We start from the raw sequence: 19,968 nt of genomic DNA, 5'->3' as shown, positions 1-19,968 counted from the left end.
GCGGAGCCACGCCGCGCTATGGTTCCCCGATGACACGCTCCTTTTTTCTCGACAATCAAACCGCCCGTCGCCTGTTTTTGGACCGACATCTGTTGCTGCAACAGAGATCCGGCACCGGGAAAGGCGCGGATCTCGACCAAGTCCTTGATGATCTGGGCTTTGTCCAGATCGACAGCGTCAACACGCTCGCCCGCGCGCATGACCTCATCCTCTGGTCTCGACGCGGCCAGTATCGCCCGCGCGCATTGGAGCGTCTGGTTGCAAATGATCGCTCGGCCTTCGAGCACTGGACCCATGACGCGGCGGCTATTCCGATGCAGTTCTACCCGCAGTGGCGCCTGAAATTCGCCCGCGATGAAGCGCGCATGCAGCGACGCTGGCAGGACGGGCGCCGCCCCGGCTGGACCTCCGAGATCGACACAGTTCTGCGCCATATCTCCGACCATGGTCCGACCTGCTCCAAGGATGTCGGAGACGGTGAAAAGAAGGGCTCATCCGGGTGGTGGGACTGGCACCCCTCCAAGACCGCGCTGGAGTTCCTCTGGCGATCCGGCAGGTTGGCCATTTGTCACCGTGTGGGCTTTCGCAAATTTTACGACCTCAGCGAACGGGTCATCCCTGCTGAAACCTTGAACGCACGACATTCAGAGGCCGAGATCGTCGATTGGGCCATGTCCGCCGCCCTCGACCGGCTTGGCTTTGGCACCAGTGGGGAATTGGCGGCCTTCTTCGACATCGTGACCCGCGCCGAGGCCAAACACTGGTGCGCTGCGGCATTGGCTTCGGGGCAGATCGTCGAGGCCGACATCGAACAGGCCGATGGCACCTGCCGCCGGAGTTATACAACGCAGGCTCTGCTTGCGCAGGCCGCTGAGCTGCCCAGCCCATCGACACGCGTGCGCCTCCTGTCGCCCTTTGACCCGGCGCTGCGTGATCGCGCCCGCGCCGAGCGCCTGTTCGGATTTCACTACCGGATCGAGATTTTCGTCCCCGAGGCCAAGCGGCGCTACGGATATTACGTGTTTCCGGTTCTGCAGGGGGATCGCCTGATCGGCCGGATCGACTGCAAGCGCAGTGGCGAGGTGTTGCAGGTGCGTGCCTTCTGGCCGGAGGCTGGCATCGCGATGGGCAAACAGCGGCGCTCTGGGCTGATCGCAGAGCTGGACCGCGTGCAAAAGCTGGCCGGAACCGAGGTTGTGCGCTTCGCCGAGGACTGGCTGCGCTGCTGAAAGCGCGCTTGGGAATTCCGGTTCACCGACAACGGTCGCCGTGCCGGGGCCATATCGGGATGTCGCGCGACCTTGGTGCATGATACCCCCGGCCGCCGCCCGCCCTTAATGAAAGTCCCGACTTGGGAACAACCGTTTGGCCTGCTCTCTCGGGTGCCGTGCGCTGGGGCCGGTGTTCTGTTTGCGCGGCGCATCATCCGCCTGAGGTTGCGTTATGCCGACCGCATCCTCCAGCGGATGGCCAAGCTCTGCGAGCTTGTAGGACATATCGGCGATCTCCTGGGCGATCAGATGCACGATGATCCCCTCGCGCTGCAGGTAGCCCCGCACTTTCAGCAGCCGCCCCCCCATCACAATCCGCCGAAACCGCTCATAGACCTTTGGCCAGACGACCACATTGCTGACGCCGGTTTCATCTTCCAATGTCAGGAAAATAACCCCCGAGGCCGTCCCCGGACGTTGGCGCGTGATCACCAGGCCACACACCGTGTGGCGCCCCGCTGGCACGGTCTGCAGCGCCGCATGGGGCACCAGTTCCGGAATGGAGGGGCGCAGCAACTCCATCGGGTGGGCGCGCAATGTCATCCGGGTGGCGACGTAGTCTTCGACCACCTCCTCTCCCAGATGCATCACCGGCAACTCCACCTCCGGCTCGCGAATGCTTTCGCCGTCGATCGGATCGTTGAACAGCGGCAAAGGGCTGGGGCTGCGAATGGCTTTGACCTGCCACAGGGCATCCCTGCGGGTCAGTCCCATATCGGCGAATGCATCCGCTTCGGCCAGCCGTGTCAGCACCTCGGGCCGCAGCCCCGCGCGCAGCCAGAGCGCTTCGGGATCGGGATAACCGTTGCCGCGCGCAGCGACGATCAGGCCGGCCTCCTCCTTCTTGAACCCCTTGATCTGGCGAAACCCCAACCGCAGGGCCAGACTGCCATCCGCACGGCGTTCCAGCGCATTGTCCCATTTCGACGCATTCACGCAGATCGGACGGATCTCCACCCCGTGCTCACGCGCATCCCGCACGATCTGTGCCGGAGCATAAAATCCCATGGGCTGTGAGTTCAGCAAGGCACAGGCAAAGATCGCCGGATAATGGCATTTCAGCCAGGCTGACACATAGGCCAGCATGGCAAAGGCAGCGGCATGGCTTTCGGGAAAACCATAATCCGCAAAGCCCTCGATCTGAGAAAAACACCGCTCCGCGACGTCCTGGGCATAGCCATTCTCCAACATGCCGGCGATGAACTTATCCCGAAACGTGCCGATGGTTCCCATCCGCCGGAACGAGGCAAGAGACCGGCGCAGGTGATCCGCCTCTTCGGCCGTGAAACCGGCACCGACAACCGCGATCTGCATGGCCTGTTCCTGAAACAGCGGCACCCCCAATGTGCGTTTCGTCACGTTCTCAAGGTCCGGCCCAAAGGGTTCCGGCTGCTCCAGACCATGCCGACGGCGGATATAGGGTTTGACCATATTCCCCTGAATGGGCCCCGGGCGCACGATGGCCACCTCGATCACCAGATCATAAAATTCGCGCGGCCTCATCCGCGGCAGGAAATTCATCTGAGCCCGGCTTTCCACCTGAAAGACGCCCACCGCATCCGCCCGGCACAACATGTCATATGTGGGCGTATCATCCTGCGGCACCTCCCCGATGGACATCTCCCGCCCCTCGTGTACCCGCAGCAGTTCAAAGGCCTTGCGCACGCAGGTCAGCATGCCGAGCGAGAGCACATCGACCTTCAGAATGCCAAGCGCGTCGATGTCGTCCTTATCCCATTCGATGACAGTTCGGTCCTCCATCGCGGCGTTTTCGATCGGCGACAGTTCGTCCAGCCGCCCCCGGGTGATCACAAAGCCACCGACATGCTGCGACAGATGTCTTGGGAAGCCGATGATTTCACCGATCAGGCGAATGGTCTGCATCAGACGGCGATCTTCAAGGTTGAGACCAAGTTCCTGCATACGTTTGGGATCGACACCGCCGTTGCTCATGCCCCAGATCTGCCCGGACAATCCCGCCGTCACATCCTGCGACAATCCCATGACCTTGCCGACCTCGCGGATCGCGGCGCGGGATCGAAAATGGATCACCGTGGCGCATAGACCGGCATGATCCCGGCCATATTTGTCATAGATCCACTGGATCACCTCTTCGCGACGCTCATGTTCGAAATCCACGTCGATATCCGGCGGCTCGCCCCGGTGTTTCGAGACAAAGCGCTCAAACACCATGGTGATCATATCCGGGCTGACGTCGGTGATGCCAAGGAGATAGCACAGAATCGAATTGGCCGCAGAGCCGCGCCCCTGACACAGAATATCCTGTGACTTCGCAAATTGAACGATGTCATGCACGGTCAGGAAATAAGCCGCGAACCCCAGATCCCCGACCAGGGCCAGTTCCTTTTGCAACAGGTTTATCGCCCGCTCGGACGGCCCCTCAGGATAGCGCCAGGCCAGCCCGTCTTGGGCGAGGCGCGCCAACCGGTCCTGCGGGGTTTCCTGCCCGACCACCTCATGGGGGTAATCATAGGAGAGTTCGCCCAGATCAAAGCTGCATTTGTCCATGATCTCCAACGTGCGGCGCAGGGCGGCCGGATAGTCGCGAAACAGCCGCGCCATATCCGCGCCCGCCTTCAACCGGCGTTCCGCATTCGGCAGCGCCCGGCTGCCAATCTCGTCGATGGTGAGATGCTCGCGCATGCAGGTCAGCACATCGGCCAGCTGCCTGCGACTGGCCCTGTGCAAGAGCACATCCCCCACCGCCACCATCGGCGCGCAGGTCTTCTGCGCCACCTCTGCGCAGCGGGCCAGATAGGCCTGATCGCTGCCATCATAGCGCGGAACCGCCCCCAGAAAGACGTGATGCGAAAACGTCTGCCGCATCTTCTGAATATCGGCAATGGCCTCTCTCAACCCCGCCTGTGGCAGGGCAATCAGGATCATCCCCCGGCAGGATGCCAACAGATCCTTGCTGTCCAGATGGCACGCCCCCTTGGGCGCCCGCCGCTTGCCCAGTGTCAAAAGGCGGGTCAGCCGCGTATAGGCCGCGTGATCGCGGGGCAAGGCGACCCAATCCACGGAGCTGTCGCGCAACACCAGCCGGCAGCCGACAATCAGCTTGGGCAGGGTGGGCACATCCGGCTTTTCAATTGGCGTCGCAACACCGACCTCTTGCCGGGAGGACGGGTCGATACGGTGTTGCGATCTGATTTGAACAGCCTCTGCTGCCTCGCGCCGCAGCGCCTTCAGGGCGCTCCAGGCCCGCACCACACCCGCCAGGGAATTTCGATCCGTGATGGCCAGGGCCGCCAGCCGCAATTCCGCCGCGCGTGCCACCAGCTCTTCGGGGTGTGAGGCACCTGTCAGAAAGGTGAAATTGCTGGTCACACACAGTTCTGCATAACCGGGGCTCTCCGAATGCCCCCCCCGCATGGTCCGGTCAAACGTCTCAACGGGGCGGGGCGTGCGATTGACTTCGCTCATGTGAACTCCCCCTGCACAAACCATCCCGGTGCCTGCGGCGTGTGAAAGAGCCACAGCCGCCGCCCCTGCTGCGTTTCGACACGCCAGTAATCCCGCAGCCCGCTGCGCCAGTTTTCATCTTCCAGCCACCATTCGGGACAAATGCGTTCAGGACCAATGGCCCGCCCCGTGGTCAGCGCCATCCGTCGCCAGCGAAACCGTTGCGGCGGATGCGGGCCACTGCCAGAGATCGGCTCCGGAGCGAACAACAGCAACGGGCGCGGTCGGGCGGGGGCCCAGCCACTTTGAGGTTCGCAATAGGCTGCAGATGAAAGTGTGAAACTGCGCTCCGGGATATGGCTGTCGGCCGGGAGAAACCTTTGAATGTTATCCAGGCCGATGCGCGTGCCGATCCGCGTGATCAAATCCTCCAACTGGTCCTTAGGCCCGGCTGAGACATGGTTCATTTGGGTTGCATGCACATCCTCGACCCGCGTCGCCTCAAGGCGCAGGCGCTCGATGCCAAACCCCGCATCGATGTCGCTGACACCGCGTTCGAACAGCGGCAGAATACGCCCCGGATCATGCAGGGGGCGGGCAAGCCGCAATTCGACCTGCTGGCTGTCATGATCCACACGATCCAGCGTCAGACAGAGGATGCGGGCACCGACCTCCTGCGCCTTGAGCTTGTGACAGAGTTGCTCCAGCAGGCGCCGTGTTCCGGCCATCACGTCATCGACCAATCCGATAGGCTCCGGCAGGGTGATGCGGACGCCATAGTGTGGCGCCTCCGCCAGTGGCGAGATGTCTTCCGGCTGTGCCCCCAGGGCCTGATCAAGGCGCCGCAGCACCCCCGGACCAAACCGGCGCGTCAGTGGCGCACGCGCGGCCGCAGCCAGATCGGACACCCGGCGCAGCCCCAATCGTTGCAGGGCAACCGTTTCGCGCGCCTCCAACCGTAGTGCCGCAACGGGCAACGCCCCTATTGCACGCAGCATATCGCCGGTCGGCGCCACCCCTGCCCCATAATGCGCCAGTGCCCAGGCCGCGCCGCGCGTATCGCCGAGACCGGCCCGCACCTCAAACCCTGCGCGTTGAAGCTTCCCGCACATCTCCGCCAGCAGGGCCTCTTCGCCCCCAAAGAGATGCACCGACCCGGTCACATCCAGCACCAGGCCTTCTGCATCCTCCAGCCCCACCCAGGGACAATACTGCGTGGCCCAACGGCGCAGCACATGCAGAAATCGCAAATCCTCCTGCGGGTCCGCCACCCGGCTGCGCAGATCCGGGCAGAAGGCACGCGCATCGGAGTAAGGCATGCCCGCGTGCAAACCTTGGCGTTCAGCCTCTGCATTCAGGCAATAGACCCGGTTTGCATTCTTCTGTTTGAGCGTGAGGACGAACGGCCCCTGAATCGGCCTCGACCGCAATGCCCGGTCACTTGCCAGCCGGGGAAACCATAGCGAAACGACGCGACGCTGCATCCCATCGAACATACCAGACACCTAACGTTCCCGATTTGTTCTTGATAAGCTCCCACTTCAAAAGAGTCGAGTCCCGGGAGTCAAAAACCGGATCGCACCGCCATCTGGTTTCCGCAGCATTGCTGCCCATCCCTTCGGGAATAAGGGCCAGCCCGACAGCGTTTCCGTCACGCGCCGCCAACTGCAAACGCCGCCCTTCGGTCAGGCCCAAGGGCTTGCTCAGCGTCATCACGACAAGCGTCACCGCCCCCGAGCGCAAGGCCTCTTCGGCGACGGCCAGAACCTCTCTCTGACTGTCCGCATGGCACAGCAGGAGGTCGGCAGGATCGATAAAGTCCGCAATCCCATCCGGGTTGATCTTGCCCGTCTCCCAGGATTCGCGGATCCAAAGGCTCTGCCCGCCAAGACGGGCGGCCAGCCCAAATGCGAAGGAGAACGCAGCAGCGCCGCACACCTCATGGGCGCGACCTCTGGAAAGCGGAAAAGGCATCGAAGGAGGGGTCATGCACACACAGTTAAGAGAGCTGGAAGGTAAATCAACACCCGTGTTGATGGCACCATACTACACGGATGCAGCAGGATGCGCACCTGCCGAAACCAGCATCGTGCGCCCCCCTCCCGTCAGGATGTGTCACCTGTCGCGAACCGTGCCCGCGTGCGATTGGCAAAGGCCACCAGCGTCAGCATCACCGGAACCTCGACCAGCACCCCGACCACCGTGGCCAGCGCGGCGCCGGAGTGGAGGCCAAACAGGCTGATCGCCACCGCCACGGCCAGCTCGAAGAAGTTCGACGTGCCAATCAGCGCGCAAGGAGCCGCGATGCGATGCGGGACGCGCAGCGCATAGGCCGCACCATAGGCGAGAAAGAAGATGCCATAGCTCTGGATCAGGATCGGCACCGCGATCATCGCGATCACCACGGGGCGATCAAGGATCACCTGCCCCTGCAGGCCAAAGAGGATCACCACGGTCGCAATCAGGCCGATGACGGAGAGCGGCTTGATCCGGGCCAGGAAGGCGTCGATGCGCGCCTCGTCTCCAAGCCGGCTGCGGGTCCAGAGACCGGCCAGCAGCGGCAGCAGCACAAACAGCACTGCCGACAGAACCAGCGTGCTCCAGGGTACAACGATGTCGGTGACCCCCAGCAGGAACGCCACGATCGGGGCAAAGGCCACCACCATGATCAGATCATTCACCGAGACCTGCAGCAGGGTATAGCTCTCGTCGCCCTTGGTCAGCTGCGACCAGACAAAGACCATCGCGGTGCAGGGCGCGGCCCCCAGCAGGATCAGCCCGGCGATATATTGCTGCGCGTCTGCGGGCTGCAGGAAGGGGGCAAAGACCACCTCGAAGAACAACACCCCAAGCGCGGCCATGGTGAAGGGTTTGATCAGCCAGTTGACCACCAGCGTGATGGCGAGCCCCTTGAGCTGGCGGGCCACATCCCTGAGGCTGTTGGGGTTCACACCGATCATCATCGGGTAGACCATCGCCCAGATCAGCACCGCGACCACCAGATTGACACTGGCCACCTCGGCGCGCGCGACCAGATCGACCAGCCCCGGCGCGGTGCTGCCCAGCAGGATGCCCGCGATCATGGCCAGGGCGACCCAGAGGCTCAGGTAACGCTCAAAAATATTCATGCGGCAACTTTCTCGGGGGCTGAAGGGGCGGAGGAGAGGCGACCGGCGGCCAGCGCGCTCAGCGCGATCATCACCGCAGCAGTGCCAAGACAGGCCGCAACGCCGCCCAGTTGATAGGTCAGGCCCGACAGAACCGTGCCCAGAAGCCGCCCACCCGCGTTGGCCATGTAATAAAATCCGACATCCATCGTCACCCGCTCATCCTTGGAGAAGGCGAGGATCAGATAGGAATGCAGCGCGGAGTTCACCGCAAACAAAGCGCCAAAGACCAGCAGTCCTATCACCAGTGTGACCGTCAGCCACAGGGCCGGTCCGGCTGCAACAAGCACCGCGCCGGTCAGCACCGCAGGCACCACCGCCAGCATGCCGGCCCAGCGACGGGCGGCGGCGATCAACTCGGCCTCGCTGCGCGATGGCGCCCGCAGGATGCGGGGAGCCGCGGCCTGGATCGCGCCGTAGCAGATGATCCAGATCGCCATGAAGCTGCCGATCAGGAAGAAAGCGGCGCGGTTGCCGTCTTCTGTGCCATCCGACAGGACGGCGTAGAAATAGACCGGGATGCCAACCACGAACCAGACGTCACGCGCGCCAAACAGGACCACCCGCGCCGCCGACAGCCAGTTGATATTGCGGGATTTGGAGAAGACCTCGGAGAATTTTGCGCCCTTGCGCCCGGTGGGCAGGCCTGCGGGCATGGCGATCAGCACCGCGATCAGGATCAGCCCGAGGATGACGGCCATGCCAAGGGTCGCCCAGGTAAACCCCGCCAGCGCCAGCAGTGCAGCCCCCAGCAGGAAGCCAAGACCCTTGACCGCATTCTTCGACCCAGTCAGCACCGCAACCCAGCGGAACAGCCCGTCGCCGTCCTTTGGGGCCAGCAGTTTGACGGCGGATTTCGACGCCATCTTGGCCAGATCCTTGGCCACACCGGACAGACCCTGCACCAGCATCACAAAGGCAACCGAGGTGGCGATCTGCCAGTCGGGATCAAGCTGCGTCAACGCCACCAGCGCCACCACCTGCAACCCAAGCCCGGCATAAAGCGTCGAGGTAAGGCCAAACCGCGCGGCGATCCAGCCCGCTGACAGGTTGGTGACCATGCCCGCGATCTCATAAAGAACAAAGAGATAGGCCAGCTGCACCGGGCTGAAACCCAGGGTGTGAAAATGCAGCAGCACTAGCATCCTGAGGGCGCCATCGGTCAGCATGAAGGCCCAATAGGCCGCCGTCACCGCCATATAGGCGGCCAGGCCGTTTTGCGCGGGCGCGGAGGTCACAGGTTGTCACCCACCATCTTGGCCACATCCACCAGCCGGTGGGCATAGCCCATCTCGTTGTCGTACCAGGCGTAGATCTTCACCTGGGTGCCGTTGACCACCATGGTCGAGGGCGCATCCACGATCGACGAGCGTGTGTCGTTGGTGTAATCAGACGAGACCAGCGGCCGTTCTTCATACCCGAGAATGCCCGAGAGCGCGCCCTCGGCAGCCTGTTTGAACAGGGCGTTGACCTCTTCGGCAGTGGTCTCGCGCGCCACTTCAAAGACGCAATCGGTGATCGAAGCATTGAGCAGCGGCACCCGCACCGCGTGACCGTTCAGCTTGCCGGTGAGTTCCGGGTAGATCAGCGTGATCGCGGTGGCCGAGCCGGTGGTGGTCGGGATCAGATTGGTCAGCGCCGAGCGCGCGCGCCGCAGATCCTTGGCGGGTCGGTCAACAATGGTCTGGGTGTTGGTCACATCATGGATCGTGGTGATCGAGCCGTGTTTGATGCCGATATTCTCGTGCAGGACCTTCACCACCGGCGCAAGGCAGTTGGTGGTGCAGCTGGCAGCGGTCACGATGCGGTGGCGCGCGGCGTCGTAGACATCATCATTGACGCCATAGACGATATTGGCGGTCTCGCCGTCCTTGACCGGGGCGGACACTACGACTTTTTTCACACCGGCCTCGAAATAGGGCGCCAGCTTGGCCTCGCTCTTGAAGACGCCGGTGCAGTCGATCACCACATCAACGCCGGCCAGCGGCAGATCCTCGATGCGGCGCCTGGCGTGGACGGGAAGCCGGGTGCCATCAATGGTGATGCTGTCGGCGTCAGACGAAATCTCCGCCTGCCAACGGCCATGCACGGAGTCGAATTTCAGCAGATGCGCATGCATCTGCGCATCCCCCACCGCGTCGTTGATCCAGGCAATTTCGGCACCGCTCTCCAGCAGCGGCTTCAGGGCCAGCTTGCCCATCCGGCCAAGGCCGTTCAATGCGTAAACGGTCATGATGTATCCTCGATCTATATGGTCAGGGGTTCAGGCTCAGCACAGTTCGACTGGCCAATGTCATCCACCGCACGTTGCAGCGAAACCCGGTCCAGTTCGGCAAAGGGCAGCGCGGCAAAGGCGCGAATGCGGTTCTTCAGGGTGCCGTATGCCTGCTGAAACGCGAGGCTCTGTTCGGCCTGGCTTCCTTCGGCCTTCACCGGGTCCGGCATGCCCCAATGGCCCGAAATGGGCTGGCCGTCCCACGCGGGACATTCCTCGTTCGCGGCCTGGTCGCACACCGTAAAGACAAAATCGAACTTGGGAGCGGTGTCGCCGATGAATTCGCTGACATTCTTGGCGCGCAGGTTGGCCGTTTCATGCCCCTTGGCACGCAGCACGTCGAGCGCAACGGGGTTCAACTCTGAATATGGTCTTGTTCCAGCCGAATAGACGTTGAAACGGTCCCCCCCCTCACTGCGCAAAAGCGTTTCCGCAAAGATGGAGCGGGCAGAATTTCCGGTGCAGATAAAAAGGACATTATAAGTCTGTTCAGTCATGCGTTCGATCTCCGATCGCGGGTCTGTTTGGAACGGAAGACACAATTCAGGGCGTCCCCGGCAGCAGTCGACAACCAGCGCATTCAGCGTCTCCGTCATGGCGGGGACGTTGGCGCGATAGTACAGCCAGGTCCCCTCACGGGCTTTGGTCACCAGCCCGACCTGCATTAAAGCAGAAAGATATGACGACAATGTACTGGATTTCACATCCAGTGCCGCGCTGATCTCACCTGCGGGAACACGATCTGGATACCGGCGCATCAGCAGCCGCAACACCGAAAGGCGTTGCGGGTGGCCAAGGACGGCGAGGCGAAGGGGAATCTCTTTTTCCATATTTCGCGTTTTATCGAAATATAAAGGTTCAGCAAGCAAAAACATCGCTGGCGCCCTGCGCATGTTAAGGTGTGTGTCTGCCTTGAAGAGAGGAAGATAGCAGTCATCCGAAGGCCCGCCCCCGGTCCTTGCATGTCCCTTACGGACATTCAGACCGATTGAAATGACGCTTCGAACGCCAGCATGGGGTTTTACACCTTTGCAGACACCTGGACGGCCCGCTTAAAAGATGTTCATCCATTCTATGGATTTTTTTGAAACTCCTACGTCTCAAAGCACGTTCTGCCATAGCATCGCTTGCGCAAAATTGTTACAAATCAAAAGGTAGTCGCGCAATGCTTGCCATACGCCGAACGCGCCAACGAGGTTCCATTGCCGGTTTGGGCCCGGCATTAGGTCTTGCTTTGGCGTTCCGGCCCTCACAAGCTGAACGTGACAATAGGACACAACCCCGCGCCCCCTTCTACGTCGCATCGAAGGCCGCGCAGCATGGGGCAACAGGGTAACGCGACTGGCTTTCAAGATGACGATCACCTTTCATCTCAATGGTGAAGAGGTCTCGCTTCCAGACACCGAGCCGACCACCACGCTTCTCGACTGGTTGCGCGACGACCGCGGCCTCACCGGCACCAAGGAAGGCTGCAACGAAGGCGATTGCGGCGCCTGCACGGTCATGGTCACCGATCAGGACGGCGTCAGGGCGCTGAACGCCTGCATCCTGTTCCTGCCGCAGCTGCAGGGCAAATCCATCCGCACGGTCGAGGGCGCGGCAAGCCCCGACGGTGTTATGCACCCGGTGCAGCAGGCGATGGTGGACCAGCACGGCAGCCAATGCGGCTTCTGCACCCCGGGTTTCATCATGTCGATGGTCACCGCTCATACAAATGGCGCCACCGACCACGACGACCAGCTGGCCGGCAACCTCTGCCGCTGCACCGGATACGCGCCGATCATCCGCGCCGCCGAGGCCGCACAGGCCGCCCCCGTTCCGGACTGGATCGCAGCGGACAGGTCCTTCATCTTTTCAGAAATATCTCGGGGGGAGGTCGCAGACCGGGGGGCAGAGCCCCCCGCAACAGCAGCTGCGCCGTCAAACACCCTGCGCCCCACTTCCTCGGACGCGCTGGCCACAGCCTATGCGGCCCGCCCCAAGGCAACGCTGATCGCCGGGGCGACCGATGTGGGCCTCTGGGTCACCAAACAGCTGCGCGATCTTGACGACGTGATCTTTCTCGACGGCTGCACCGACCTGAAACAGATCACCGTGACCGACAGCGAAGTCCACATTGGCGCCATGGCCGACATGAACCGGGTGCGGGAGGCCCTCGCGCCGCTGCATCCCTCCTACGCCGAGATGATCCGCCGTTACGCCAGCCAGCAGGTGCGCGCGGCGGCGACCATCGGCGGCAATATCGCCAATGGCTCCCCCATCGGGGACAACCCGCCCGCGCTGATCGCCTTGCGTGCAAACCTGCACCTGCGAAAAGGCGAGGCGCGCCGCACCCTACCGCTGCAGGATTTCTTTGTCGATTATGGCAAGCAAGACCGCGCCCTGGGAGAATTTGTCGAAGCAGTCAGCTTTGCCCGCCAGCCCGATGCCTTGCGGGTCTACAAACTCTCCAAACGCTTCGATCAGGACATCTCTGCCGTGCTTGGCGCCTTCAACGTCACGGTGGTGAACGGCAGCGTCACAGCCGCAGTGATCGCCTTTGGCGGCATGGCCGGCATCCCGAAACGCGCTGCTCATGTGGAGGCGGCGCTGATCGGCCAGCCTTGGACTGCGGCAACGATCCAGGCGGCACAGGCGGCCCTTGATACCGATTTCACCCCAATGAGCGACATGCGCGCCTCTGCCAGCTACCGGCAGGAGACTGCCCGCAACATGTTGATGCGCTACTTCACCGATCTGAATGGCGCCCCCGCCCATGTGCTGGAGGTGAGCCAATGAGCGTTGCACACCCCCTGCCCCATGACGCCGCCGCCCTGCATGTGACCGGTCAAGCGCGCTATGTGGATGACATCCCGACGCCAAAAGGCACGCTGCATCTGGCCTTTGGCCTGTCGCAGATTGCCAAGGGCCGGATCACCGCCATGGACCTCGATGCGGTGCGTGCCAGCAAAGGCGTGGTTGCGGTGCTGACCGCCGACGATCTGCCGTTCGACAATGACGTCTCGCCGTCGCTGCATGACGAACCGCTGTTGGCTGCCGGGGAGGTGCATTACCTCGGTCAGCCGGTGTTTCTGGTGGTGGCCACCTCGCATCGCGCCGCTCGCGTCGCCGCGCGCAAGGGCGATGTTGAGTATGCCGAGGAAGAGGCGCTGCTGACACTGGAGACGGCGCTGGCCGCAAACAGCCGGTTCGAAGACGGCCCGCGCATCTATCAGAAAGGCGATGCCGCGGTCGCCATCGACGCCGCGCGACATGTCATCGAGGACACGTTCGAGCTCGGCGGACAGGAACATTTCTACCTCGAAGGGCAAGCCGCGCTGGCGATGCCTCAGGAGGATGGCGGCATGATCGTCAACTCCTCCACCCAGCACCCGACCGAGATCCAGCACAAGGTGGCCGAGGCCATCGGCCTGCCGATGCACAGCGTCAGGGTGGAGACCCGCCGCATGGGCGGTGGTTTCGGCGGCAAGGAAAGCCAGGGCAACGCGCTGGCCGTGTCTTGCGCTGTAGCGGCGCGGCACACCGGCAAGACCTGCAAGATGCGCTATGACCGCGATGATGACATGACCATCACCGGCAAACGCCACGCGTTTCGCATCTCCTACCGGGCCGGGTTTGATGCCGAGGGGCGGATTGCGGGTATTGAATTCACCCATCTGGTGAATTGTGGCTGGGCGCAGGATCTGTCGCTGCCGGTCGCCGACCGGGCCATGTTGCATGCCGACAATGCCTATGCCATCCCAGCCATCCGCATCGAGAGCCATAGGCTAAAAACCAACCTGCAAAGCGCCACCGCCTATCGCGGCTTTGGTGGCCCGCAGGGCATGGTTGGCATCGAGCGGGTGATGGATCACGCCGCGCATGTGTTGGGTCTGGATCCGGTCGCGCTGCGGCTGCGGAATTATTATGATGCGCCTGCAGCCGGGGGATCTGCCACTGCTACGGATAACGGGGGCTCTGCCCCCCGGCCTGCGGCCTCCCCCCGAGATATTTCTGAAAAGATGAAGGACAATAGCACCCCCTACGGCATGGAGGTGACGGACTTTGAGCTGCATGAAATGACGGCACAGTTGCTGGAGACTTCCGATTATACGGCGCGGCGGGCAGAGATTGCGGACTGGAACGCAGGCAATGACCGGCTGAAGCGCGGGATTGCCTTTTCGCCAGTGAAATTCGGGATTTCCTTCACCCTGACCCATCTCAACCAGGCCGGTGCGCTGGTGCATGTCTACCAGGATGGCTCGATCCATCTCAATCACGGTGGCACCGAGATGGGACAGGGGCTGTTCCAGAAGGTGGCGCAGGTGGCGGCCGCGCGGTTTGGGGTTGGTCTGGAGCGGGTGAAGATCACCGCAACCGATACCGCCAAGGTGCCCAATACCTCCGCCACGGCGGCCTCCTCCGGATCGGACCTCAACGGGATGGCGGTGAAGGCCGCCTGTGACACCATTCGCGACCGCATGGCGGCGCATTTGGCGCAGACCTATCAACAGCCCGCATCGGCGGTGGTCTTTGAGGGCGACATTGTGCGCATCGGCGCGGAGGAGATCTCCTTCGAGGCGGCTGCGATGCTGTGCTACACCGGGCGTGTCAGCCTGTCGGCTACGGGGTATTACAAGACGCCCTCGCTGGAGTGGGACCGGATCAAGGGCCAGGGGCGACCGTTTTTCTACTTTGCCTATGGCGCTGCGGTGACCGAGGTTGTGGTGGATCGTCTGACGGGCGAGAACCGCATCCTGCGCTGCGATATCCTGCATGATGCAGGGGCCTCGTTGAACCCGGCGCTGGATATCGGTCAGGTCGAAGGGGCCTATGTGCAGGGGGTCGGCTGGCTCACCACCGAAGAACTGGTCTGGGACGGCACCGGGCAATTGCGGACCCATGCGCCCTCCACCTACAAGATCCCCGCCTGCTCGGACCGTCCCGATGTGTTCAATGTGGCGCTTTATGATGCGCCTAACCGGGAAGAGACCATTTATCGCTCCAAGGCGGTGGGCGAGCCGCCTTTCATGCTGGGGATTTCCGCCTGGCTGGCGCTGTCGGATGCGGTTGGCGCTTATGGCGCGGCCTATCCGCATCTCAATGCGCCGGCCACGGCAGAGGAGATCTGGCGCGCGATCGGACAGGTGCAGAATGGCGTTTGATCTGGAGGCCCTGAGGGACGCGGTCGCAGCCCATGCCCGCGTCACCCGCGTCGTGGTGGCTCAGGTGAAGGGCTCCTCCCCCCGCGAGGTGGGCGCGGCGATGCTGGTCTGGGATGGCGGGCAATCGGGGACCATCGGCGGCGGCGCACTGGAATACGAGGCGGCGGAACTGGCGCGCGGCCAGAACATGCCCCGCCGCCTCAGCACCCATGCGCTGGGGCCGGATCTGGGGCAATGCTGTGGCGGTTCCGTCACCCTGCTGAGCGAAGTCTACACTTCCGCAGACCTGCCCGATCCGGATCAGGACGTTGTGGTCCGCGCGACCGCTCCGGGATCGCAACCGCTGGCTGTGAGCCGTCTGCTCAATGCCGCCCGCAACCAGGGCCAACGCCCCGAGGCACAGCTGCTGCAGGGCTGGATGGTGGAACCGGTGCATCGCCCCAGCCAATCGCTGTGGATCTGGGGTGCCGGTCATGTGGGCCGGGCCCTGGCAGAGGTGCTGGCTCCCTTGCCGGATCTGGATATCACATGGGTGGATGTGAGCGCGGAGAAGTTTCCCGACAGTATTCCCGCCGGCGTCACCTCCCTGCCCGAGCGCGCCCCTGAGCGGCTCGTGCCGCATGCGGCTCCGAACGCCCAGCATCTGATCCTGACCTATTCCCATCAGCTGGATCTGGCGCTATGCCACGGCCTGCTGGGACATGGCTTCGGCTTTGCCGGGCTGATCGGCTCAAAAACCAAATGGGCGCGGTTTCGGGCGCGTCTGTCGGACCTGGGGCATTCGCAGGAACAGATTGCCCGCCTTACCTGCCCGATCGGCCTGCCCGAACTGGGCAAACACCCTCAGGCCATCGCCATCGGCGTGGCCGCAGAACTCATGGCGCTGTCACGGCGCGCGGACCGGAATACCGAGCTGAACAAGGAGCACAGCGCGTGAGCACGCCCCCCCTATTGACCCTCGAAGGTCTCACCAAGGCCTACCCCGGCGTTGTGGCCAATGATTCCGTCTCCTTTGCAATCGGCGAGGGCGAGGTGCATGCGCTCCTCGGCGAAAATGGTGCCGGAAAATCGACGCTGGTGAAGATGATCTATGGTCTGGTGAAACCCGACAGTGGTCGAATGATCCTGCGCGGCGCGCCCTATGAGCCCGCCGAGCCGCGCCAGGCGCGGGCCGACGGCATCGCCATGGTGTTCCAGCATTTCTCGCTGTTTGACGCGCTCAACGTGGCCGAGAATATCGCGCTGGGGATGGAGAAGCCGCCCGCCCTGCGCGATCTGGCCGCCCGTATCCGCGAAGTATCAGAGGCCTATGGCCTGCCGCTTGATCCCTTCCGCACCGTCGGCGATCTGTCCGCCGGCGAGCGTCAGCGGGTGGAGATCATCCGCTGCCTGTTGCAGGATCCCAAGCTGCTGATCATGGACGAGCCGACCTCGGTGCTGACCCCGCAGGAGGTGGAGATCCTGTTCGAGACCCTGAAGAAGCTGAAAAGCGAGGGCACCTCGATCCTCTACATCAGCCACAAGCTGGAGGAAATCCGCACGCTGTGCGATCACGCGACCATCCTGAGGCTGGGCAAGAACGTGGGCGAATGCACCCCCGCCGACACCTCGGCCCGCGACATGGCGGAGCTGATGGTGGGCACGGCGCTGAAGACACCGGAGCGCAGCGCCAAGGCGTTTGGCGAGGTGGCGCTGGATATCACCGGCCTGTCGGTGCCTGCGCCCTCGGCCTTTGGCACCGCGCTGAAGAAAGTGCATCTGGCGGTGCGCCGGGGCGAGATCCTCGGCATCGGCGGGGTGGCGGGCAACGGCCAGGACGAGCTGCTGTCGGTGATGTCCGGCGAGGTGACCTGCGCCCGCGATGCGGTGAAGTTCGACGGCAAGCCCATTGGCCATATGGGGCCTACCGCGCGGCGTGGCCTCGGGGTTCTGACCGCGCCTGAAGAGCGGCTTGGCCATGCGGCGGCACCCGACATGAGCCTGACCGAGAATGCGCTTTTGACCGGGTCGGTGCGCGAGGGGCTGGATAACAACGGGTTTCTGAAGTGGGGCGCCACCCGGAGCTTTGCCGAACGGATCATCAAGGGTTTTGACGTGCGCACGCCGGGGCCGGAGAATGCGGCCCGGTCGCTGTCGGGCGGCAACCTGCAGAAGTTCGTCATTGGCCGCGAGGTGTTGCAACGGCCCGAAGTGCTGGTGGTGAACCAGCCGACCTGGGGTGTCGATGCGGCAGCGGCGGCAGCGATCCGCCAGGCGCTGCTGGATCTGGCCGCCAATGGCGCGGCGGTGATCTGTATCAGCCAGGATCTCGACGAGCTGATGGAGATTTCGGACAATTTTGCCGCCCTCAACGAAGGCCGCCTGTCCGCCCCCCGCCCTACGGCGGAGCTGACGGTAGACGAGATCGGCCTGATGATGGGTGGCGCCCATGGCATGGAAGTGGCGCATGTGTAGCGCCTCTGTCGGCCATCATGGGGGCATGGCGCCAGGGGTAGAAGCCTCCGGCGGAGGTATTTGGGAAAAGATGAAAAGGACCGGAGCACGAATTTCCGGCCAAGAGGGACAATAGGGATGATCCGGTTAGAGAAAAGACCGCAGCCGTCGCGCGCCTGGTCGCTGGCGACACCGCTGATGGCGGTGCTGGCGACCATGCTGATGGGGGGGCTGTTGTTTGCCGCCCTCGGCAAGCCTCCGGTGGAGGCGATCCGCACGATTTTCTGGGAACCGCTGTTTGGCGAGTTTGCGTTTTACTACCGCCCGCAGCTTCTGGTGAAAGGGGCGCCGCTGGTGCTGATCGCCATCGGCCTGTCACTGGGGTTCCGCGCCGGGATCTGGAACATCGGCGCCGAAGGACAATACATCATCGGCGCGCTGACCGGCGCGGGGGTGGGGCTGGCCTTCTACCCGATGGAGAGCTGGATCATCTTTCCGTTGATGATCCTGGCCGGCGCCTTTGGCGGCTGGGCCTGGGCGATGATCCCGGCGGTTCTGAAGACGCGGTTCGGCACCAACGAGATCCTTGTGTCGCTGATGCTGGTCTATGTGGCGGAGCAATTTCTGGCCTCCATGTCATTGGGATTGATGAAGAATCCCGAAGGGTTTGGCTTTCCCGGCTCGCGCAACCTGCAGCAATACGACAGTGCCCATAACGCCGAGCTGATCGCCGGGACCGGCATGCATTGGGGCGTGGTGGCGGCGCTGATCGCGGTGATCTTCTCCTACGTGCTTCTGAACCGGCACATGCTGGGCTACCACATCCGCCTGACCGGCGAGGCGCCGAGGGCGGCGCGGTTTGCCGGGGTGAAGCCGGCACGGCTGGTGCTGTTCTGTCTGGGTGCCTCGGGCGCGCTGGCCGGGCTTGCCGGCATGTTCGAAGTCTCCGGCCCCTCGGGTCAGGTCTCGATCGATTTCAACGTCGGCTACGGCTTTACCGCGATCATCGTGGCCTTTCTGGGCCGCCTGCATCCGGTGGGCATCCTGCTCGCCGGGGGGCTGATGGCGCTGACCTATATTGGCGGCGACATTGCGCAGGGCAATCTGGGCCTGCCCTCGGCGGCCATCCAGGTGTTTCAGGGGATGTTGCTGTTCTTTCTTCTGGCGCTGGACATGCTGACCAACTTTCGCATCTCAATTGGCAAGCCGGAGGTCGCGTGATGGATCTGTCTGCAATTAACCCGGTCCTTCTCATCGCCTCACTGATGGTTGCGGCCACGCCCTTGTTGCTGGCCGCGATCGGCGAGCTGGTGGTGGAAAAATCCGGTGTCCTGAACCTCGGGGTCGAGGGCATGATGATCGTGGGCGCTATCGCGGGCTTTGCCGCGGCGGTGGAGACTGGCTCGCCGCTCATGGGGTTTGTCGCCGCCGCCGTTGCGGGCGCGGCGCTATCGCTGCTGTTTGCGGGGCTGACGCAGTTGGCGCTGGCCAATCAGGTCGCCTCTGGTCTGGCGCTGACCCTGTTTGGGCTGGGGCTTTCGGCGCTGATGGGGCAGCGCTATGTGGGGGTGAAACCGCCGCAGATGGCACGAGTGGATCTTCCGCTGCTGTCGGATCTGCCGATCTTGGGCCGTATCCTGTTCTCCCATGACGTGGTGCTCTACTTCGGCATCGCGCTCACCGCCGCCGTCTGGGCGGTGCTGAAGTTTACGCGGGCCGGGCTGATCCTGCGCGCGGTGGGCGAAAATCACGAGGCCGCACATGCGCTGGGCTACAAGGTGGTCAAGATCCGCACCCTGGCGATCCTGTTCGGCGGCGCCTGCGCCGGGCTTGGCGGCGCCTACATCAGCCTGATCCGGGTGCCGCAGTGGACCGAAGGCATGACGGCCGGTATCGGCTGGATCGCCCTGGCGCTGGTGGTCTTTGCCAGCTGGAAACCCTGGCGTGCGTTGCTCGGCGCCTATCTTTTTGGCGGCGTCACCGTGGTTCAGCTCAATCTGCAGGCGGCGGGCGTTGCCATTCCGGTGGAGTATCTGGCAATGTCACCCTATCTGATCACCATTCTGGTGCTCGTCATCCTGTCCGCCGACAAAAGCAGCGCGCCCGCGTCGCTCGGCCGGAGTTTCCACGCCTCTCGTTGATTTCGGGGGGCGTCTCCTCGTCCGGGGCGCATTGCGGCGCGGGCGAGCACACCAAAATCCAGCTTCGGGGCGAACCGGGGCGGGTCACAACATTAGAACCAACCAGGGGGA

At 63.2% G+C, this 19,968-nt stretch carries 14 protein-coding genes; 7 read left to right on the top strand and 7 right to left on the bottom strand.

What is annotated here, in order from left to right; genetic code table 11:
- Positions 1-29: 29 nt before the first annotated feature.
- Positions 30-1,229, top strand: a complete 1,200-nt coding sequence (locus tag R1T40_RS01580) for a winged helix-turn-helix domain-containing protein (RefSeq protein ID WP_317385637.1) — start codon at positions 30-32, stop codon at positions 1,227-1,229.
- Between the two features lie 105 nt (positions 1,230-1,334).
- On the opposite strand, the gene R1T40_RS01575 is transcribed toward R1T40_RS01580, so the two are convergent.
- The 7 genes from R1T40_RS01575 to R1T40_RS01545 all read right to left on the bottom strand — a co-directional run bounded on the left by R1T40_RS01575 (position 1,335) and on the right by R1T40_RS01545 (position 10,969).
- The gene (locus R1T40_RS01575; protein WP_394805008.1) at positions 1,335-4,718 is read right to left on the bottom strand and encodes an error-prone DNA polymerase; all 3,384 of its coding nucleotides are present in this window, start codon (positions 4,716-4,718) and stop codon (positions 1,335-1,337) included.
- The gene (locus R1T40_RS01570) at positions 4,715-6,193 is read right to left on the bottom strand and encodes a Y-family DNA polymerase (RefSeq protein WP_317385636.1); all 1,479 of its coding nucleotides are present in this window, start codon (positions 6,191-6,193) and stop codon (positions 4,715-4,717) included. The genes R1T40_RS01575 and R1T40_RS01570 overlap by 4 nt, the downstream gene beginning before the upstream one ends.
- Entirely contained in the window at positions 6,135-6,686 is a 552-nt protein-coding gene (locus tag R1T40_RS01565) for an ImuA family protein (protein ID WP_317385635.1), read from the bottom strand. The genes R1T40_RS01570 and R1T40_RS01565 overlap by 59 nt, the downstream gene beginning before the upstream one ends.
- Before the next feature lie 116 nt (positions 6,687-6,802).
- Positions 6,803-7,825 (bottom strand): ACR3 family arsenite efflux transporter, encoded by a 1,023-nt coding sequence (arsB, locus tag R1T40_RS01560; protein ID WP_317385634.1) that lies wholly within the window; start codon positions 7,823-7,825, stop codon positions 6,803-6,805.
- Positions 7,822-9,063 (bottom strand): organoarsenical effux MFS transporter ArsJ, encoded by a 1,242-nt coding sequence (gene arsJ / locus R1T40_RS01555; RefSeq protein ID WP_394805029.1) that lies wholly within the window; start codon positions 9,061-9,063, stop codon positions 7,822-7,824. Before arsJ ends, arsB begins: the two co-directional genes overlap by 4 nt.
- Positions 9,064-9,098: 35 nt before the next feature.
- On the bottom strand, positions 9,099-10,097 hold the full coding sequence (locus R1T40_RS01550; RefSeq protein ID WP_317385632.1) for an ArsJ-associated glyceraldehyde-3-phosphate dehydrogenase: 999 nt from the start codon (positions 10,095-10,097) through the stop codon (positions 9,099-9,101).
- 14 nt (positions 10,098-10,111) lie between these two features.
- Entirely contained in the window at positions 10,112-10,969 is an 858-nt protein-coding gene (locus tag R1T40_RS01545; protein WP_317386923.1) for a metalloregulator ArsR/SmtB family transcription factor, read from the bottom strand.
- A 523-nt stretch (positions 10,970-11,492) separates the two neighbouring features.
- On the opposite strand from R1T40_RS01545, the gene xdhA reads away from it, so the two are divergent.
- The 6 genes from xdhA (at position 11,493) to R1T40_RS01515 (ending at position 19,857) form a co-directional block, all read left to right on the top strand.
- Entirely contained in the window at positions 11,493-12,917 is a 1,425-nt protein-coding gene (gene xdhA / locus R1T40_RS01540; RefSeq protein ID WP_317385631.1) for a xanthine dehydrogenase small subunit, read from the top strand.
- The gene (gene xdhB, locus R1T40_RS01535) at positions 12,914-15,283 is read left to right on the top strand and encodes a xanthine dehydrogenase molybdopterin binding subunit (RefSeq protein WP_317385630.1); all 2,370 of its coding nucleotides are present in this window, start codon (positions 12,914-12,916) and stop codon (positions 15,281-15,283) included. Before xdhA ends, xdhB begins: the two co-directional genes overlap by 4 nt.
- The gene (gene xdhC / locus R1T40_RS01530) at positions 15,273-16,220 is read left to right on the top strand and encodes a xanthine dehydrogenase accessory protein XdhC (protein ID WP_317385629.1); all 948 of its coding nucleotides are present in this window, start codon (positions 15,273-15,275) and stop codon (positions 16,218-16,220) included. Before xdhB ends, xdhC begins: the two co-directional genes overlap by 11 nt.
- The gene (locus R1T40_RS01525) at positions 16,217-17,737 is read left to right on the top strand and encodes an ABC transporter ATP-binding protein (protein ID WP_317385628.1); all 1,521 of its coding nucleotides are present in this window, start codon (positions 16,217-16,219) and stop codon (positions 17,735-17,737) included. The genes xdhC and R1T40_RS01525 overlap by 4 nt, the downstream gene beginning before the upstream one ends.
- 117 nt (positions 17,738-17,854) lie before the next feature.
- Positions 17,855-18,937, top strand: coding sequence for an ABC transporter permease (locus R1T40_RS01520; RefSeq protein WP_317385627.1), 1,083 nt, complete (start codon positions 17,855-17,857; stop codon positions 18,935-18,937).
- The gene (locus tag R1T40_RS01515; RefSeq protein WP_106163137.1) at positions 18,937-19,857 is read left to right on the top strand and encodes an ABC transporter permease; all 921 of its coding nucleotides are present in this window, start codon (positions 18,937-18,939) and stop codon (positions 19,855-19,857) included. The genes R1T40_RS01520 and R1T40_RS01515 overlap by 1 nt, the downstream gene beginning before the upstream one ends.
- The last annotated feature ends 111 nt before the right edge of the window (positions 19,858-19,968 follow it).

Origin of the sequence: Tritonibacter scottomollicae (assembly GCF_032924845.1) — a bacterium.
GTDB lineage: Bacteria > Pseudomonadota > Alphaproteobacteria > Rhodobacterales > Rhodobacteraceae > Epibacterium > Epibacterium scottomollicae.
Note: the sequence above shows the minus strand (reverse complement) of the source record. Positions and strands in the feature narration are given on the sequence as shown.

Coding starts and splice junctions, on each gene's coding strand:
- R1T40_RS01580 (WP_317385637.1), top strand. CDS start 30: ATGACACGCTCCTTTTTTCTCGACAATCAAACCGCCCGTCGCCTGTTT.
- R1T40_RS01575 (WP_394805008.1), bottom strand. CDS start 4,718: ATGAGCGAAGTCAATCGCACGCCCCGCCCCGTTGAGACGTTTGACCGG.
- R1T40_RS01570 (WP_317385636.1), bottom strand. CDS start 6,193: ATGTTCGATGGGATGCAGCGTCGCGTCGTTTCGCTATGGTTTCCCCGG.
- R1T40_RS01565 (WP_317385635.1), bottom strand. CDS start 6,686: ATGACCCCTCCTTCGATGCCTTTTCCGCTTTCCAGAGGTCGCGCCCAT.
- arsB (WP_317385634.1), bottom strand. CDS start 7,825: ATGAATATTTTTGAGCGTTACCTGAGCCTCTGGGTCGCCCTGGCCATG.
- arsJ (WP_394805029.1), bottom strand. CDS start 9,063: ATGGCGGTGACGGCGGCCTATTGGGCCTTCATGCTGACCGATGGCGCC.
- R1T40_RS01550 (WP_317385632.1), bottom strand. CDS start 10,097: ATGACCGTTTACGCATTGAACGGCCTTGGCCGGATGGGCAAGCTGGCC.
- R1T40_RS01545 (WP_317386923.1), bottom strand. CDS start 10,969: ATGGAAAAAGAGATTCCCCTTCGCCTCGCCGTCCTTGGCCACCCGCAA.
- xdhA (WP_317385631.1), top strand. CDS start 11,493: ATGACGATCACCTTTCATCTCAATGGTGAAGAGGTCTCGCTTCCAGAC.
- xdhB (WP_317385630.1), top strand. CDS start 12,914: ATGAGCGTTGCACACCCCCTGCCCCATGACGCCGCCGCCCTGCATGTG.
- xdhC (WP_317385629.1), top strand. CDS start 15,273: ATGGCGTTTGATCTGGAGGCCCTGAGGGACGCGGTCGCAGCCCATGCC.
- R1T40_RS01520 (WP_317385627.1), top strand. CDS start 17,855: ATGATCCGGTTAGAGAAAAGACCGCAGCCGTCGCGCGCCTGGTCGCTG.
- R1T40_RS01515 (WP_106163137.1), top strand. CDS start 18,937: ATGGATCTGTCTGCAATTAACCCGGTCCTTCTCATCGCCTCACTGATG.